Origin of the sequence: Campylobacter concisus (assembly GCF_050447445.1) — a bacterium.
GTDB classification, from domain to species: Bacteria; Campylobacterota; Campylobacteria; order Campylobacterales; family Campylobacteraceae; genus Campylobacter_A; species Campylobacter_A concisus_BI.
Map to the genome: position 1 here is coordinate 1,654,264 of NZ_JALMFW010000001.1, position 15,560 is coordinate 1,669,823.

The window sequence follows — 15,560 nt, forward strand, 5'->3', positions numbered from 1 at the left end:
ATGGATAAATTTAAAAGATATGATTCGTATAAAAACAGCGGTGTAGAGTGGCTTGGGGAAATTCCTAGCCATTGGGAGATAGCTAGATTGGGTGTGCTTGGATTTTTTTCTTCAAGTGGTATTGATAAAAATATAAGAAAAAGAGAGCCATTTGTAAAAATTATTAATTTTACTGATATTTATTCAAATTCTAAACATATATTGGATAATTCTATCCCATACATACAGGTTACAACTCCTGAAAATATTCGTATTAAAAATTTAGTCCAAAAGGGGGATTTAATTTTTTTGCCAAGTTCTGAAACATATAAAGATTTAGGTTTATCTGCTCTCGTCGATGAAAAGCTTGAAAATACATCTTTTTCTTATCATGTTATAAGATTGCATTTTAATAAAGAATATATAGAACATCGTTTTAAAAAATATTTAACCAATAATAATTTTGTGCTTGGTCAGTTTTCTAGTTTGGGTAAAGGAACTACTAGAAAAATTATCGGTAGAAATGTTTTTAAAAATGTACAAGTTGTAATTCCGCCAAAAGAAGAGCAGGAAAAAATCGCTTCATATCTTGATGAGAAAATAGTAAAAATAGATACGGCGATAAGCGGGAAAGTAAAACTCATAGAACTACTAAAAGAGCAAAAACAGATAATCATAAATAACGCCGTAACCAAAGGACTTAATAAAAATGCCAAATTTAAAGACAGCGGCGTAGAGTGGCTCGGGGAAATTCCTAGCCATTGGGAGATAAGAAAAGTTAAAAATATTTTTAAACTAATAATAGACCCTGCACCAATAGGAAATAAAGAAAAGTTACTTTCAATATATACAGATATAGGGGTTAAACCAAGAAGTGAATTAATAGAAAAGGGAAATAAAGCTTCAACAATAGACGGATACTTAAAGGTAAAAAAGGGAGATTTTATTGTAAATAAGCTTTTAGCATGGATGGGTGCAATTGGGCTTTCTGAATATAAAGGTGTAACAAGTCCTGCTTATGATATTTTAAGAGCAAAGATACCTATTATAGGAAAATTCTATCATGAACTATTTAGATTAAACGTATTTTCAGAAGAAATGAAAAAATATTCTCGCGGTATTATGGATATGCGATTAAGATTATATTTTGATAAATTTGGTGATATTTTAATCCCGCTTCCCCCAAAAGACGAGCAGGAAAAAATAGTAGAATACATAGAAAATAAGATATCCAAAATCGATAAATTAGTAAATTTAGAGCAAGAGTATATAAAAAGTCTAAAAGAGTATAAGGAGTCACTAATTGATAGCGTAGTAACTGGGAAAGTAAAGATCGTATGATGAGCGAAATTTTAATCAATGATTCAACAAAAACATTTAAACCTATAATTTATCAATTTCTAATTGCATTAGAAAAGTGTTTTGAAATGCAAGATGACGAATCGGTTTGGATTGAAAAATATGGTGATGTTACGAGTTCAAGCGGGATACAAATCGAAGTTAAAGATTATCAAAAGAATTTGACAGATTTAGATCATAATGTTTGGAAAACTTTGAAAAATTGGCTAGATGATAATTTTAAAGCAACTAAATACAAAAATTTGATTTTATCAACAACACAAACAATTAGCAAGTCTTCAAAATTTATTGACTGGAATACTAAAAATAAAGACGAAAAATATCAGATACTAAATTTAATAGCAAATAAAATTAATAAACAAAAAAAGAAATCAGATTCAACACGAAAGTTACTAAATGATGTTTTAAAGCCTGATAAAAATCATAAATTATTAGAAATTTTAGAGAAATTTACAATTCAAAGCGAAGCCAATAATGATGAAGTTTTGTATAAGAAGCTAAAAGAAACTAGAACAGATGGAATTTTGGAAGAAAAAAAGGATGAATATTTAGATTCTCTTATTGGCTATATAATTAAACCCGAAATTACATCTGGTGGATGGGAGATAAAAAACAAAGACTTCAGAAAGCAAACTAAATCCTTAATAGAAACATATACCTCAACAACTAAAATTTTTCCAAAAATAGAAACCCCTTCAATAACAGATGATATTATAAAAGAGCATCAGTCTTATTTATTTGTGAAAAAAATAGAAAATATTGATTATTGCGAAGTCAAAAGTGAAGCTATAAGTGATTTTATATATTCTAGGACAATACTTAACGAGGAGCTAAAAAACTATGAAATATCACAAAAAGAGTATAAGCATTATGAAGATGAACTTCTTAAAAGTTTTCAAGCAAAACGTAGGAATGCTTTGCTTGATGTGAATTCTAGCAATCGTATCAATAAGTCCAAAAAACTTTATAATGATACAACAGGCGAAGCGGCATCTAATTTTTATAATTTTAATGATACGCCTAAATCGTATCGAAATGGTATTTTGCATGAGCTAGCAAATGACAGCGAGAATCCAAACAATATCGTCTGGAAACTAGAGGTGAGTGATGAGCAAATATGTAGATAGTGTTTATAAGATCAACAATAATATATTTGTTTTTACGCCACTGTTTGTAGCTTTTTATCAAAATTTAAAGCCAAATCCTAAAAATTTATTATTATCATATTTGGTTTTACCATTGGTTTTACACAAAACTAGCCAGGAGAAAATTAAAAATTCGAGAACAACAAGTAGCATTTTTACTTTTTTAGATAGTAAGGATAAAGGCAAAAGAGAAAATATTTATGGATTGCCCAAAAGAGTTCAAGAATACAAAGAGATTACGAATCAATGTATTTTATATGCCATTAAAAATAAATGGTTGGAATTAAACGATGATTTATCGGTAGCTTTTTTAAAAGAGCAAAAAAATAGCATAGCAAGTCTAGATAGTGCCTTTAGAGCATCGTCTAAGCTTTGTAATATTTTTCAAAATTTGGATGTGGTTTCTATTTATAAACAACTGTGGGTTAAAGAGTTATGAAAAGTTATGTCAAATATATTGGGCTGGTTGACAAAGAAGACAAAATACATAGTGTTCAATTTACCACAGGTGTAAATATAATTACTGGCAAATCTTCAACTGGCAAAAGCGCAATTATTGAGATATTTGATTATTGTATGGGGAGTAGCGAATTTAACATTCCATCTGGAGTTATTACGGATAATGCGGATATATATTTTGTAATTCTATCAATCAAAGAAACATTCTTGGTCTTGGCTAGAAAAGAAAATGATAAAAAAATATTTTTAAAAGAAGAATCAAATTTGCCAGATATAAAAGTGCTTAACAAGGAATATTTTGATAATAAATTTTTTATATCAAATAGTGATTTTAAGGTAAATTTAGGACATTATTTTGGACTTGATATAAATGATATAGATGAAGATAAAAGCGTGTCACAATACACAGGACAAAAGAAGGGTCGACCATCTGTAAGAAATATTATTCCTTACCTAATTCAACACCAAAACTTAATAGCAAACAAACATTCGTTATTTTATAGATTTGATGAAAATGAAAAGAGAGAACAAACTATCGATCAGTTTAAAATTTTTGTAGGATTTGTTACTCAAGAATATTATATATTAAAACAAAATTTGGCTAATAGTGAAAAACAATTTAAAAAATTAGATAATGAAAAAAAGCTATAAAAAATCAAATGGAATTTAATAGAAAAAGGATTGACAGCCTATTACTGGAATATGAAGTAATTAGCGGAAATAAACTTTTTGAAGAAGCTTCAAATATTATTCTTTCCAATCCAGCAAATTATATAGATAGGCTTGTTGCTAAAGATATATCTATTGATGAAAATAATGATGAATCTATTGAAAAACTATCATCTTTAGAGAAAGAGTACAATAGGCTTTTATCAGAGAAAAGAAAGCTGGTTTATAGATATAACAATATTAATTCTTCAATAGAATATGCTAAAAAATATAAAGAAGAATTATCAAATAATCAAGCTATAGCCGAAGCTAGTATCAATGTCGCAACATGTCCATTTTGCACACAAGAGACAAATGTTATTGCTAATGAAGCAAATCAATTAGAAGAAGCTATAAAATGGCTAAATATTGAACTTAGAAAATCTCCGTATTTATTGGACTCGTTTGAAAGTGACAAAAATAACATTAAAAAAGAAATATCAGACAAAGATGAAAAACTCAAAAGCATTAAAAATGAGATTGAGCAATTAAAAAATATCACAAAAGCATTAGAAAACAACAGAAGCTTAAACGAACAGGCTTTAAAAGTAAAATTAAAAATAGAAAATCTTCTTGAAAGTCTCATAGATAGAGAAGATAACAATATTGAAGAAAAAATCAAAGCGACAGAACAAGAGATTTCGGAATATGAAAAATTGCTGAAAGATAAATTTAATTTAGGTAAACAACTTGAGGAAGCGGAAAAATATATCAATAACAAAATGAAAGAAATTGGAAATAAGCTTGATTTTGAAAGTTCATACAAGCCAATAAATTTAAAATTTTCACTAACTAATTTTGATTTATGGCATGAAAAAGAAAATAAAGATAAAGTTTATTTAAGATCTATGGGAAGTGGCGCTAATTGGCTATATAGTCACATAACTTTATTTTTGGCACTACACAGCTTCTTTTGTTCTTTAGGCAATAAATCTTTAATACCGCCCATTTTATTCTTAGATCAACCTAGTCAAGTTTATTTTCCAACCTCAATAAAAGATGAGAATGATGAATTTAATATTGATCATATCGAAGAGAAAAAAGGAACTGATACAAAAGATGAAGATTTGAAAGCTGTTACAAATTTATTTAATCAATTAGTTTTTTTTTGCAAAACTATCCTAAAAGAAACTGGAATAGAGCCACAAATTATTATTACAGATCATGCTGATAAGTTAGAGTTAGATAGCGTGGATTTTGAAGATCTTGTAAATGGTAGAAGATGGAGAACTAAGGGTTTTATAAATAAGTAAATGAAACGCTAAATTTATAATATTAAAGAAAAACATAACAAGGAAAAGCAATGTTTAGCAAGACAAACGAAGAAGCATTTGAAAGCAGTATAGAAAAGTATCTCTTGCAAAATCAAGGATATGTCAAAGGGTATAGCAAAGATTTTAACAAAGAGTATGCTATAGATGAGACTAGGCTCTTTGACTTTTTGGAAATTTCGCAAAAAGATGAGCTTGACAAGCTAAAAAGAGATAGCAATTATAAACAAAAGATACTCTATCAGCTAAGCAAGATGATAAGCAAATACGGCGTGCTTAAAATTTTAAAAAAGGGCCTTAGTGTGGCTGACGTAAATTTTACCCTATTTTACCCTACACCGATAGCTTCAAGCGGCGATGAGACTAGAAAGAAATTTAGCCAAAATCAGTTTAGCGTCACAAGGCAACTAGCCTATTCAAAGCAAAATCCAAGCCTCGAAATAGATATGGCGATCTTTATAAACGGGCTTCCTATAATCACTATAGAGCTTAAAAATAGCGCGATGAGCTGGTACGGGCAGACGGCTAAATATCACGGCATAAATCAATACAAAAAAGGTAGGGACCCAAAAGATACGCTTTTAAATTTCGCTAGATGTTTGGTGCATTTTACTTTTGATACCGATGAAGCATATATGACTACAAGGCTAGATAAAGACAAGACTTTCTTTTTGCCGTTTAACAAAGGGGATAAAAACTCCGCGGGCAACCCGCCAAATCCGAACGGACACAAAACCGCATACATTTGGGAGGAAATTTTTTCTAAAACGTCTTTGGCAGATATCTTGCAACATTTCGTTAGGCTTGACGGGAAAGATACGGACAAGCTAGAGAGTAGAAATTTATTTTTCCCAAGATATCATCAACTAGACGTAGTAAGAAAAATAATAGACGACGTAAGCAACAACGGAGTCGGCAAAACCTATCTCATACAGCACAGTGCAGGAAGCGGAAAGTCAAATTCTATAACTTGGTGCGCATATGGACTCATAGAAACATATCCCGCAAAAGAGGGAGTAAGCGATAAAGACATGGAGTATCCGCTATTTGATAGCGTCGTAGTGGTAACTGACCGAAAGATACTAGATAAACAACTAAGGGAAAATATAGCTAGTTTTAGCGAGGTAAAAAATATCGCCGCTCCGGCATTTAGCTCGGCTGAGCTAAAGTCAAATTTAGAAAGCGGTAAAAAAATAATCATAACAACCATTCAAAAATTTCCTTTTATAGTAGACGGCATAAGCGATCTTAGCGATAAGAAATTTGCCATCATAATCGACGAGGCACACTCGTCTCAAAGCGGAACGGCGCATCATAAGATGAATGAAGCGATGGGTAAAAAAGATTTTGACGATGATATGGACGTGCAAGATATGGTGCTTGAAGTAATGCAAAGTAGAAAAATGAAAAATAACGCTTCGTATTTTGCATTTACGGCCACGCCTAAAAACTCAACACTTGAAAAATTTGGAACAAAGCAAGATGACGGCAGTTTTGTTCCGTTTCATCTATACTCAATGAAGCAGGCGATTGAAGAGGGCTTTATACTAGATGTTTTATCAAACTATACGACATATAAAAGCTATTATGAGATAGTAAAATCCATAGAGGATAATCCCCATTTTAAGACGGATAAAGCGCAAAAAAGGCTTAGGGGCTTTGTCGAGAAAAACCCATCTACTATAGCTACAAAAACGGAAATAATCTTAGACCACTTCATAAACAATATAGTAAAAACAAACAAACTAAAAGGCAAAGCAAAAGGTATGGTGGTAACTGCCGATATACAAACAGCCATCCTTTATCACAAGTCTATTATTAAAAAACTCCATGCAATCGGCGATCCATTTGGAGCTATCGTCGCATTTTCCGGTAAAAAAGAGCTTGACGGGATAGAATATACGGAAGATAGCATAAACGAATTTGATTCAAAAGATATAGCCGATAAATTTGATAGCGATCAGTATAGGTTGCTAGTGGTGGCGAATAAATTTTTAACAGGATTTGATCAGCCAAAGCTTTGTGCGATGTATGTGGATAAAAAGCTAGATGGGGTTCTCGCCGTGCAAGCTCTCTCACGCTTAAACCGAGCTGCACCAAAATACTCTAAAAAAACAGAAGATCTCTTTGTGCTTGATTTTTTTAACAAGATTGAAGATATTAAGGCATCTTTTGATCCTTTTTATACATCAACGTCATTAAAAGAAGAGACAGATATAAATGTTTTACACGAACTAAAATCAGTACTTGATGATAGTGGAATTTATGAGCGTAGCGAAGTGGATGAGTTTTTTGAGAGCTATTTTAAAGGCGAAGAGTCTGGGAAATTATCATCTATGATAGACGCGGTGGCGGATAGATTTAACAATAAACTTTGCCTTGAAGATGACGATAAAGCCGACTACAAGATAAAAGCGAAGCAGTTTGTAAAAATTTACGCGCAGATGGCGTCAATCATGCCTTATGAAATAGTAGAGTGCGAGAAGCTGTTTTGGTTTTTGAAATTTCTAATACCTAAAATGGTCGTAAAAGATAAAGACAAAGATAGGATAGATGAGCTTTTAAATGCGGTCGATCTTTCTACTTACGGACTAGAAAGAGTAAAGCTTGGCGCAAAAATAGAGCTAGATCCAAGCGAGGCGGAGCTAGAGCCACAAAATCCAAATTTAAGAGGCGCTTACGCCGATGATGAGAAAAAAGATCCGCTAGATGAGATAATAAAAAATTTTAACGAGAAATGGTTTAAGGGCTGGGACGCTACGCCTGATGAGCAAAGGGCTAAATTTATACACATTATTGATAAAGTAAGAGCCCATAAAGATTTTGAGGAGAATTACGAGAAAAATACAGATGGAATTAACAGAAGACTCGCTATCGAAAAAATAATAGATGAAGTGATAAACAAAGAGAGAAAAAAGGAGCTTGAGCTTTATAAGCTTTTTGCGACAAATGAGGCGTTTAAATTAGGGCTAAGGGAAAATATAGAAATGGCTTTGAAAACTAGAGTTTAAAATATAATATATTTGTATTATATTTAGAAAAATATTTACTATAATATTTAATTTTATATTGCTACTGTTGAACCACTGGAGCAATTTATCAATTATTATTTATGATAAGTAATATCAAATATACTACATTTAAATGGTTGGTTTGTATCTAGGTTTTGCCAAAATTTCTCTTAACTTTTGCATCGGTTCTTTTTTGTTTTTTCTAATAGGGCGAGCATACTCTACGTAGCTACAAAATGTTACCATTCACAGCTCCATAGAGGCTCGCAAGGAGAGCTTGCCGCTCCCTTGACCCACGCTTAAAAAAATATTTTCTTTATTAAAGTGGCTATGCAAGATAGGCTTTTTTAATAAAAGCTTAAGTTTATTAAAGGCAGGCATAAGTATAAAAAATAATTAGACTAAATTATTTTTTGTGATCTGCAAAATATATTTTAGTATATTTTTAAAATGGCAACGTAACAAATAATGTTTGGAAGTAATAAATTAGATGATTATGCAATAAACTTAGTAGAGCCTCTACGTTTAAAACATATCTAGACTTTGAGTTTTTTCCTTGCATACATCACTTACATGGTGATGTATGCTGGTTTTTTTGGAGTATTCACGCTCCTCTATAAATTCTCTACATATTCTTGTAGCATCTTGTGCTCTATCTGTAAGCTCTCGTATGCTTCTCTCAAATTTTGGAATTTTTCTTCTGAATTTTTTAATTTTTCTTCCAAGCAAGATATTGAACTCTCGTACATATCTCTTTGTTGCTGCAAAGATTCCGTTAAGGCGTCGTTGCAATCTTTGTTCAAGCTCTTGACTTTCTTTGTTAGCGCAGTCACATTTGTCCGTAATATCACAAGCTCCTTCTCGCAGTCTTGTTGCAAATTCATTATTTCTAATTCGTGTCTGTTCCTTTCGTCTTCGATCATCTTGGTCAAGCGCTCGTTCTCTTCTAGCAATGCTTTCTCTAATGCTGTCATCCTCTACTCCATTTTCATTAATATAAATTTCCTGCTCTCGTTCTCTATTATCTCTTTGTCTTTTGGAATCGATATGTAATACTCTCTCTGGGTCTTGTCCGCAGTAGGTTGGCTGTATCTCCATTGTTTTGGTATCGTCCAAGCTACTTCTTCCTTCAATATCATTGCGTGCACTACCCAACCAATTACTACTCCCAAAATTAGTGTGGTAGCCACTGACAACGAGATTATCACCGATCTGTCCTTGTGATGCAAGGATATTGTTTTTTGAAGTTCTTTCGACATATCTTTCTTGATTAAATCTATCTCTTTTAGCAATAAGCTCCTCAAATTTTCGCCTATTTTCTCTGCACTCTGCTTGTGTATTTCTATCATGGAATTCTCTAATTCTTCTGCTTGAGCTTTGGCTGAGTTCTCCAAGTCTTTGAGCACTGGTGAAGTCTGCATCGTATATTCCTCCTTTTAGACGATTTTTTGTTTTTTTAGTAGGCAGTATGATCGTTATGCCTTTTTTGTTGATCCTGGTTATTTCGATACCATTTTGTTTAAGAAGTTCAATCATGTGGTCTCTATTTTTAATATAGCCTTGCTTAACCAGATTGTGCAGCTTTTGGTCTAGCTCTTCTAAATTTTTATAATGATTGATGTTTTTCTTGCTAGACAATATAGTTTGCTCTTTTGCTGGATCATCTGGACTTGATAGTCCATACTCATCGTTAATGATCTTTTTGATTAGATCTATTCTCGTTTGATCATATTTGGCAAAATAAGGATTAAATGACCTGTCTGTTTCAAGATCTATCTTAGGGATAAGGAAATTTAACTCAAGCCGTCCATCCTTATCAGAATGCTCTACCCATAATACATTTGTACGTTCAAGCATATATTCACCCAAAATAGCACGTTCAAAATCCTTAATGATTTTTAGTTTTTGCTCTTCAGTCAAAAAGTCATACTTCTCTTCAAATGATAAAACACCAAAGCAGGTCTTTTGTTTATAGGTGATGCCTTTTATAATAGCTCTAGTTAAATTTTCATCACCTTTTATAACTCTTGCTGTTCCAGCAGCTTTTCTCTCATTTAAAAGATAATTTATGCTCCCAAGGCCACCACCAGTATAAGTACGAAGAAATTTAACTAGCATCACTAGTGCCTTTATTTGTATTGATGCAAAGTAAATCAAGCAACATATTATTTACCCAATGCTTCATACACTTTATGTAAGACATCATTATCGTCCGCTATGATCTCAATACCAACTCTATCTAGGCTTTGCCCACTATTTAATTTGGCAGCTATTTGGTTCATGTTTTGTCCATGTCTAGATAGTTCAGCTAAAAGCTCTCTCATAATTGGTGCATAAATCTGCTTAGACAACATAGCTCTTAGGGCAAATTTTGAGAAAGTTAGGCCACTTTCTTGTAATTTATCATTAATTACCAACCATTCTGCATTACTTAGTCTAAGTCTTTTAGTTATGACTTTGGTTACATTGCGTTTTTTTATCTTTTCAGAACTCACGTAAATTTACTCCTAATCCAAGAAGAAGCCACTCAAAAATCCTATGTCATAAAATTTTTGGCAGACTTGCTCTTTAAATATCTTTTAAGGTTATTTTATAAAATTTCACAGCCTAAAACAAGGAATCTGATAGGCTTTAGGCCGCTAAAATGCGTGTTTTTTAAAAATACTATGAAATATATAATATAATTTTTGTAGCTTTTAAATTTCTCTTAGAAATTTAGTCTGGTATGAAATTAAAATGGTAAAAATAATAAAAATATAGGGGTTGTGCTCATCATAAAAGAGCACTTTAAATAGGACAAGCTAATAACATAAAATTAGTTACTAGCAAATCACAGATGACTAAAGTCTAGCTTTATACTTAGTTAAATTTATCCTTTAGCATCTCGTATACTTCATTGTTCTCTCTTTTGCCGACAACTAGCACAAGCACTACGATCTCGCTATCTTTTACTTGATATGCCAAGCGGTAGCCGACATCTCTTAGCTTGATCTTATAGACATCTTCATAGCCTCGTAGCTTGTCCTTTGCAACCTTTGGGTTTTCTAGACGCTCACTTAGCTTCTTTTTAAACTGCACTTTTATGCTATTGTCAAGCTTTTGCCACTCTTTTAAAGCACTTGGCAAGAACTCTAACTCATAGCTCATCTAGGCTTACTTTTACTGGTTTTTCACCACTTGCTAGGGCAGTATCTACTGCTTTGCTTAGATGATACTCTTCTATTATCTCTGTCATCTTTTCATAGACAGAGCTAGGTACTAGATATGCACTAGGGACATTGTGATTTAGTATAGCTACGACATTATCTCCAGCTTGTTTTAAAATTTGAGCTGGAGACTTTTTTAGCTCGCTTATGCTAGCTGTAAAATTTGCTTGTATGGTTTGCATTTTTATCCTTTATTTAATACCTAAAAGAATACTAAATAAGATATAAAGATAGTCTTAAAACTCATGCTTTGAAATTTGCCCCTATTCATTTTCATACGATACCATCTCTACTTTACTCTTTAGTGTGTTTGCATTAATAGGCTTGGCATAAGTGTTTAGCAAAATTTTATACTGCTTTTCATGTCCTACTATCTGAGCTATAAGGTTAGCTTCTACCTCGCGCTGCACTAGATAGTCTATAAAGTAGTGCCTAAAAGAGTAAAAGGTCTTTTTAGAGTCTTTGTCTATAAACTTTCTTTGGATCTGGCTTCTGAAAATTTCAGAGAAGTCCTTATTGCTTACCTTAAATATATTTCTGCTTTTTTTGCTATTAACATATTCTAGCAGGCCTAGATCTATGAGCTTACTATGGATAGGCACAAACCTAATGCTATTTTTAGTCTTGGTGGTTTTGCCATCATTTGTGTTTATGCTAAAGCAGTAAATTCCATCCTTTAAGGCTATATCTTCCTTATGAAGCTGTGTGATCTCTTTTATCCTCATGCCACTATAAGCAGCTATCATTGTGACGTAGTAGAGCTCACTCGCCTCTATCCTTGAGCTTGGCGATTTACCACTTTGTTTGATACTAGTTACTATCTCAAAGATCTTCCTAGCTTCTGATGCATCGTATGGAAGTACCGCCCTCTCACTAGGATCTACGTTTATCTTGACGTTCATTTTTGCAGTTATTCTTTTACTTAATGCTATAACTGCCTTATTTTATAGCGTGTTGATGTATAATATAACTTTTAATAAAAACAAGCAGGAGTAAATAATGCAAATTTTTTATGCTGGGGTAAATTTAACTAAGTTGATACAAGAAAAATATTATAAAGAACCTTATAAAAGTGACAAGATTGATGAAGTATCTAGAGATTCCCCTCGTGAAAAATTAGATATAGACAATGAAATAAGAGATGCTTTTGCAAATTTATCTTTTAATGAAATAAAAAATAGTACCTATTCTGATGAAATATTAGAAATAGCTGAAAATTTTAAAAAAAGTAATATCATAAAAATACTACAAGAGGGCATTTTGCAGGTTGAAAGGCTTACTGATGCTATCTTCTCAACAAAAGAGACTTACAATGTTTTTTTATCTCATTCTCATTCTGATATATCAGAGGTGCTAAAAATGAAAGAATATATCGAAGATAAAACTGAGAAAAAAGTATTTGTGGATTCAGAAGAGTGGGAAAGTATGTATGAGATAGAAAAATTTATGCGTTTTGAAATAAAAAAATATATTTGCGGAAAGCGTATTTATGATTTAACACAAGATGAGATACAAAAAATATACCCATATCTTAAGCTAAAAGAAAAATGCTATGATATTCATAAGCTAGCTTATATAAATTTAATTAATGCCTTACAAAGGCGAGTATATTCAGCTTTTGATGTTATGCTTGCGATATCGCTTAAGAAAATTATGTCAAAATGTGATTATTTTGTATTTATGCCTACTTCAAATTCGTGCAATATTAGTATAGATAAAACCCTGTCATCTTGGATATACTATGAAAATCAAATATCTGCTAATTACTTTACTAAAAAAGAATGGTGCGATAAGTATAAACATGGTGGAGTAAGCTTGGATGAAATATTTAGCAATGCAAAACCTGGTGATTTTCCATTGTTTGATTTTCCTATGAATTATTCTAAGTTAGATAAAATTATCAACGAAGACGAATTAGTTGAATATATAAAGTAAGGAAAAATATGAGTGATAAAATTGATTTAAAAGACCCTATACTAAATGAACATATAAGGCTACACTTACAGTTTATCCAAAATACAATTACAAGGATGAATACCAACTCTTTTCAGATAAAAACAGTGGCAGGAACTATGACTGGTGCATTTCTCGCATTTATGTATGAAAAGGGTAAAGAGCTTGAGCCATATGCTAGTATTGCGCTGGGTTTTTTAATAATATTATTTTGGTGTTTAGATGCTTATTTTTTATCTTTAGAAAGAAAATTTAGAGATGTATACTATAAAGTAACTCATAAAATTAGAATAGACAATATGAATATGGATGATCTTTATAATATGAGTATAGAAAAAATAACTTTTAAATACAATATATGTACAGTGATATCATCAACTAGCTTGATAATTTTTTATGGAGCACTTTTGATTCTTTTATTTGTTGTCTTTACATTTAAAACGGGAAAAATATGTCTACTTCCTGGTGTGGTGGCACTAGTGGGCGCAATATTATTTTTTTGGTTTAGATGTAGGTCTGTAAAACTTAAAAAACAACAAGAAAAAAATTAAATATGAATGGAGTGACTATTGTGGTAAGATATCTAGGGTAGGTAAAGATATCTCTTAGTTTCTAGACTTCGGCAAGCCACTAAATTAACGACAAGTACGACAAAAAGCGCCTAAAATATAGTGCTATCTCTTTTGCCATGTAAATTTCATATAAATTCATTTAAAATTTGGGCGACATTGCCAAGATGGGAAATGGCATGGAAAAAGTGAAAGAATGGCTATAGGTTGGATATTGTTTGTAGAGCTTGTTTTGTGTATAGTCTATGGAATACTATATTAGAGGCTGGAGTGAAGCTAATCTTTTCTTGGTCTCGTTTTTTGTTTGTACTTTTACCTATATGGATAATAAAAAATGAAGAAAATTGCGATAGTATTCAGTGGTGTTATAGCAATATGTGCCGTAGCACTACTATTTGTAAAGCTATTAAAATACTTTTTCGGAGAAATTTATTATATAGATGCGATATATACTATGTGTATATTCGTATCTTTATTTTTATAGCAAAAAATGGTATCAAAAAGATTAAACACATGGAGATAAAGTACGGTAGCGTAGCTTTATTCTATGCAGTTATTGAGTCTATCTTATGGATATCATTAATATACTTAAGAAAATAAATTTATAAGTCGGTATGGTAATAGGTGCTGGTAATTTATTCTCAGCAATAGTCAGAGGTGCTTTTGTTAACTCATCTACTGAGCTATATTCTAAGCTTAAAAATAAATCAAAAGATTTGGATAAAGATAGAGCGTTTAATAAATTGTTTTTAGGTGGGACTTTTGGTAAAAATATAAAAGTTGGCGATGGAGATTTGCAGACTGAGGCTGAAGCTGGGGCAAGTATATTTACCGGAATAGTACAGGCAGTAGCCGATAGTATGAATAGTAAAGATAATAAAAATAAAAAAGACGATAAAAAATGAAAAACGGTTTTCTTAAATTTTTAGTAATAATTGCTGTTGTGGTGTTTTTGCTTATTTGCTTAAGAATATTAGTTTACTTCTTTGGAGAACACTATATTGATGCTATGGCTGTATTGCTAATATTTGCAAACGTATGTTTTATGATAAAAAACGGTATAAAAAAGAGCGATTTTAAAAAAGAATATATACAAAAAATGGAAATAAAAAGAGGTGGTGTCGCTTTAATCCACTCTTTTTTAGTTTTTGTATTTTGGCTTCTTTACAATGCAACAAGAGGGTAAACATAAAAGTGGGCGAGTAGAATAAGACCGCGGCTGAAGCTGTGGCAAGTATATTTACTGGAATAACACAGGTGGCTGTAGATAGTATGAGTAGCAAAGATAATAAAAATAATAAAGACGATAAAAAAGAATGAGAACTGATATAAAAGTTTTGTTTAAGAACATTAATTTTAAAATGAGCATCATCTAAATTTTTAGATATAATTACGCAAAAATAATATTATTAAAATCAGGTAAAGGAACTCATGAAAAAAATATTTAAATTTCTATCTTTTTTAGTATTTATGCTATTTCTTACAGGATGTGCAAAAGATCTTATTATAAGCAATATGCCAAATTCAAATTTGAACTATCATGGCGATAATGTTCCTATAACTATCATAGCTTATAAATTAAGAGATGTGGCTAAATTTAAAGAAGCTAGCATTATCGATCTAGCCGAGAAAAATGGTGAGATACTAGGTTATGATAAGATTGACTCTATAAAAACACAAATTCAGCCAAATACAAATAGATATGCTTTTACAAATGTATATCCTGACGAAGTTCCGTATGTCGGTATTTTGGTACTTTATGCTGATCAGAGCAAGACAAATATCAAGGCTTATAAGGCTACAAAAGAGATAAAAGAAAAAAATATAGTTTTTGAAATAACAAAAAATGGCGTAAATGTTTTAGACGCTAGTAGCTCTAAAATACAAGCAAGCAAATAAA

At 31.6% G+C, this 15,560-nt stretch carries 16 protein-coding genes; 11 read left to right on the top strand and 5 right to left on the bottom strand.

The window, feature by feature from the left end; all coding sequences use genetic code 11:
* From MTT30_RS08605 to MTT30_RS08630, 6 genes are read left to right on the top strand one after another with little or no spacing between them, the layout of a single operon-like run.
* Positions 1-1,320, top strand: a complete 1,320-nt coding sequence (locus MTT30_RS08605; RefSeq protein ID WP_429801657.1) for a restriction endonuclease subunit S — start codon at positions 1-3, stop codon at positions 1,318-1,320.
* Entirely contained in the window at positions 1,320-2,465 is a 1,146-nt protein-coding gene (locus MTT30_RS08610; protein WP_429801658.1) for a hypothetical protein, read from the top strand. The genes MTT30_RS08605 and MTT30_RS08610 overlap by 1 nt, the downstream gene beginning before the upstream one ends.
* Complete coding sequence (locus MTT30_RS08615; protein ID WP_429801659.1) at positions 2,446-2,922, top strand: three component ABC system middle component; 477 nt, start codon at positions 2,446-2,448, stop codon at positions 2,920-2,922. The genes MTT30_RS08610 and MTT30_RS08615 overlap by 20 nt, the downstream gene beginning before the upstream one ends.
* Positions 2,919-3,593, top strand: coding sequence for an AAA family ATPase (locus MTT30_RS08620; RefSeq protein ID WP_429801660.1), 675 nt, complete (start codon positions 2,919-2,921; stop codon positions 3,591-3,593). The genes MTT30_RS08615 and MTT30_RS08620 overlap by 4 nt, the downstream gene beginning before the upstream one ends.
* An 8-nt stretch (positions 3,594-3,601) precedes the next feature.
* Entirely contained in the window at positions 3,602-4,903 is a 1,302-nt protein-coding gene (locus tag MTT30_RS08625; protein WP_429801661.1) for a DUF3732 domain-containing protein, read from the top strand.
* A gap of 50 nt (positions 4,904-4,953) precedes the next feature.
* Positions 4,954-7,932: a type I restriction endonuclease subunit R gene (locus MTT30_RS08630; protein WP_429801662.1), complete on the top strand. Its 2,979-nt coding sequence runs from the start codon at positions 4,954-4,956 to the stop codon at positions 7,930-7,932.
* 525 nt (positions 7,933-8,457) lie between these two features.
* Here the strand turns inward: MTT30_RS08630 and MTT30_RS08635 are convergent.
* From MTT30_RS08635 to MTT30_RS08655, 5 genes are all read right to left on the bottom strand, one after another.
* A complete protein-coding gene (locus MTT30_RS08635; protein WP_429801663.1) occupies positions 8,458-10,050 on the bottom strand; it encodes a mobilization protein in 1,593 nt (530 codons plus the stop codon).
* A 47-nt stretch (positions 10,051-10,097) separates the two neighbouring features.
* Positions 10,098-10,427: a plasmid mobilization protein gene (locus MTT30_RS08640; protein ID WP_429801664.1), complete on the bottom strand. Its 330-nt coding sequence runs from the start codon at positions 10,425-10,427 to the stop codon at positions 10,098-10,100.
* Between the two features lie 364 nt (positions 10,428-10,791).
* Positions 10,792-11,079 (bottom strand): type II toxin-antitoxin system RelE family toxin, encoded by a 288-nt coding sequence (locus tag MTT30_RS08645; protein ID WP_103580817.1) that lies wholly within the window; start codon positions 11,077-11,079, stop codon positions 10,792-10,794.
* On the bottom strand, positions 11,069-11,320 hold the full coding sequence (locus MTT30_RS08650) for a type II toxin-antitoxin system Phd/YefM family antitoxin (RefSeq protein ID WP_087586862.1): 252 nt from the start codon (positions 11,318-11,320) through the stop codon (positions 11,069-11,071). The genes MTT30_RS08645 and MTT30_RS08650 overlap by 11 nt, the downstream gene beginning before the upstream one ends.
* 81 nt (positions 11,321-11,401) lie before the next feature.
* Complete coding sequence (locus MTT30_RS08655) at positions 11,402-12,040, bottom strand: site-specific integrase (protein ID WP_429801665.1); 639 nt, start codon at positions 12,038-12,040, stop codon at positions 11,402-11,404.
* A gap of 97 nt (positions 12,041-12,137) precedes the next feature.
* Here MTT30_RS08655 and MTT30_RS08660 point away from each other — a divergent pair, with 97 nt between their 5' ends.
* The 5 genes from MTT30_RS08660 to tssJ all read left to right on the top strand — a co-directional run bounded on the left by MTT30_RS08660 (position 12,138) and on the right by tssJ (position 15,559).
* Positions 12,138-13,073 (top strand): hypothetical protein, encoded by a 936-nt coding sequence (locus MTT30_RS08660; protein ID WP_429801666.1) that lies wholly within the window; start codon positions 12,138-12,140, stop codon positions 13,071-13,073.
* A gap of 8 nt (positions 13,074-13,081) precedes the next feature.
* The gene (locus MTT30_RS08665; protein WP_429801667.1) at positions 13,082-13,642 is read left to right on the top strand and encodes a hypothetical protein; all 561 of its coding nucleotides are present in this window, start codon (positions 13,082-13,084) and stop codon (positions 13,640-13,642) included.
* A 632-nt stretch (positions 13,643-14,274) separates the two neighbouring features.
* Entirely contained in the window at positions 14,275-14,565 is a 291-nt protein-coding gene (locus tag MTT30_RS08670) for a hypothetical protein (RefSeq protein WP_429801668.1), read from the top strand.
* Positions 14,562-14,846, top strand: a complete 285-nt coding sequence (locus tag MTT30_RS08675; RefSeq protein ID WP_429801669.1) for a hypothetical protein — start codon at positions 14,562-14,564, stop codon at positions 14,844-14,846. Before MTT30_RS08670 ends, MTT30_RS08675 begins: the two co-directional genes overlap by 4 nt.
* 245 nt (positions 14,847-15,091) lie before the next feature.
* Entirely contained in the window at positions 15,092-15,559 is a 468-nt protein-coding gene (gene tssJ, locus MTT30_RS08680) for a type VI secretion system lipoprotein TssJ (RefSeq protein ID WP_085658356.1), read from the top strand.
* The last annotated feature ends 1 nt before the right edge of the window (position 15,560 follow it).

Bases quoted from the DNA above. Each gene is read 5' to 3' on its own strand.
- MTT30_RS08605 (WP_429801657.1), top strand. From the start codon at position 1: ATGGATAAATTTAAAAGATATGATTCGTATAAAAACAGCGGTGTAGAG.
- MTT30_RS08610 (WP_429801658.1), top strand. From the start codon at position 1,320: ATGAGCGAAATTTTAATCAATGATTCAACAAAAACATTTAAACCTATA.
- MTT30_RS08615 (WP_429801659.1), top strand. From the start codon at position 2,446: ATGAGCAAATATGTAGATAGTGTTTATAAGATCAACAATAATATATTT.
- MTT30_RS08620 (WP_429801660.1), top strand. From the start codon at position 2,919: ATGAAAAGTTATGTCAAATATATTGGGCTGGTTGACAAAGAAGACAAA.
- MTT30_RS08625 (WP_429801661.1), top strand. From the start codon at position 3,602: ATGGAATTTAATAGAAAAAGGATTGACAGCCTATTACTGGAATATGAA.
- MTT30_RS08630 (WP_429801662.1), top strand. From the start codon at position 4,954: ATGTTTAGCAAGACAAACGAAGAAGCATTTGAAAGCAGTATAGAAAAG.
- MTT30_RS08635 (WP_429801663.1), bottom strand. From the start codon at position 10,050: ATGCTAGTTAAATTTCTTCGTACTTATACTGGTGGTGGCCTTGGGAGC.
- MTT30_RS08645 (WP_103580817.1), bottom strand. From the start codon at position 11,079: ATGAGCTATGAGTTAGAGTTCTTGCCAAGTGCTTTAAAAGAGTGGCAA.
- MTT30_RS08650 (WP_087586862.1), bottom strand. From the start codon at position 11,320: ATGCAAACCATACAAGCAAATTTTACAGCTAGCATAAGCGAGCTAAAA.
- MTT30_RS08655 (WP_429801665.1), bottom strand. From the start codon at position 12,040: ATGAACGTCAAGATAAACGTAGATCCTAGTGAGAGGGCGGTACTTCCA.
- MTT30_RS08660 (WP_429801666.1), top strand. From the start codon at position 12,138: ATGCAAATTTTTTATGCTGGGGTAAATTTAACTAAGTTGATACAAGAA.
- MTT30_RS08665 (WP_429801667.1), top strand. From the start codon at position 13,082: ATGAGTGATAAAATTGATTTAAAAGACCCTATACTAAATGAACATATA.
- MTT30_RS08670 (WP_429801668.1), top strand. From the start codon at position 14,275: ATGGTAATAGGTGCTGGTAATTTATTCTCAGCAATAGTCAGAGGTGCT.
- MTT30_RS08675 (WP_429801669.1), top strand. From the start codon at position 14,562: ATGAAAAACGGTTTTCTTAAATTTTTAGTAATAATTGCTGTTGTGGTG.
- tssJ (WP_085658356.1), top strand. From the start codon at position 15,092: ATGAAAAAAATATTTAAATTTCTATCTTTTTTAGTATTTATGCTATTT.